General features: G+C 40.1%; 1 protein-coding gene. It reads left to right on the top strand.

The features are described from left to right. The first annotated feature begins 93 nt into the window (after positions 1-93). A protein-coding gene (locus tag LUA90_RS19435) for an IS3 family transposase (RefSeq protein WP_231465804.1) occupies positions 94-1,166 on the top strand; the annotation gives its coding sequence in 2 pieces (ribosomal slippage) (positions 94-355 and positions 355-1,166; 1,074 coding nt in all). The last annotated feature ends 47 nt before the right edge of the window (positions 1,167-1,213 follow it).

Here is a 1,213-nt window from a genome sequence, read left to right as displayed (position 1 = left end):
TGTGCACTTCCCAAAATTCAGACCATTTAAAAGTAGAATTCTAGACCGAGCGCAGCGAGGCTATTAGAAAAACTATTAATTTTAATTGGCAATATGAAAAGAATCAAGTTTACGGAATCCCAGATTGTAAAAGCAATCAAGGAACATGAGAACGGCAAAAACGTGCATGATCTCTGCAGAGAGTTAGGAATAAGCACTGCAGCCTTTTACAAATGGCGTCAAAGGTATGGGGGAATGGAAGTCAAAGAACTATCGAAATTAAAGGCGTTGGAAGAAGAAAATGCACGTTTAAAAAAAATGTATGCGAATCTCAGTCTCGTGCATGAAGTTTTCAAGGAGGCTGTAGAAAAAAAGCTTTAACGCCTGACGAGAAAAGGGATTTAGTGGATGAAATGGTAAAAAGGATCAGCCATCGTCAGGCCTGTAAATGCGTTGGATTAAACCGAAGCAAACATTATTATCAGCATAAACGACGCGATGACAGTGAAGTAGTTGATGCGCTTTCACTTCTTGTTGAAAAGCACGTCTCCATAGGCTTCTGGCAGTGTTACTACCGATTGCGTCGAAAAGGGCTTAAATGGAACCATAAAAAGATTTACAGGATTTATACCTCAATGAGGCTTAATATCCGCCGCAGGGCAAAAAAGAGGCTGCCAGAAAGAGTCAAGAAGCCTTTGTCTGTACCAGAAACTATAAATGAGGTATGGTCCATGGATTTTATGAGCGATGCGCTTTGGAATGGAAGGAAATTTAGGTTGTTGAACATCGCTGATGATTACAACAGAGAGATGCTAGTTATGGAGATAGATTATTCACTGCCGTCGTTGCGGGTTATCAGAGCGTTGGATGAACTAAAACAATATAGGGAGCTCCCCAAAAAAATAAGAATGGATAATGGACCGGAGTTCATCTCGCATAAGTTGGATGAATGGGCAAAGGAAAACAATGTTGAACTAGTTTTTATCCAGCCAGGAGAGCCAACACAGAACGCATATATTGAAAGATTGAATGGAAGCATCAGAAGAGAATTATTAAATGCCTACATATTTCACTCCCTGGATGATGTAAGGGAGAAAGTGGAGGAATGGATGGTGGACTACAATTACCATCGACCACACCAGGCATTAAACTTCAAATCTCCTGTAGATTTATTGCAGGAAATTTGAGGACAAAATTATACTTTTGAATGGTCTGAAAAACAGGGGAGCTTACA

Source organism: Pedobacter sp. Leaf170 (assembly GCF_920984665.1).
In the GTDB taxonomy this organism is placed as follows: domain Bacteria; phylum Bacteroidota; class Bacteroidia; order Sphingobacteriales; family Sphingobacteriaceae; genus Pedobacter.
Note: the sequence above shows the minus strand (reverse complement) of the source record. Positions and strands in the feature narration are given on the sequence as shown.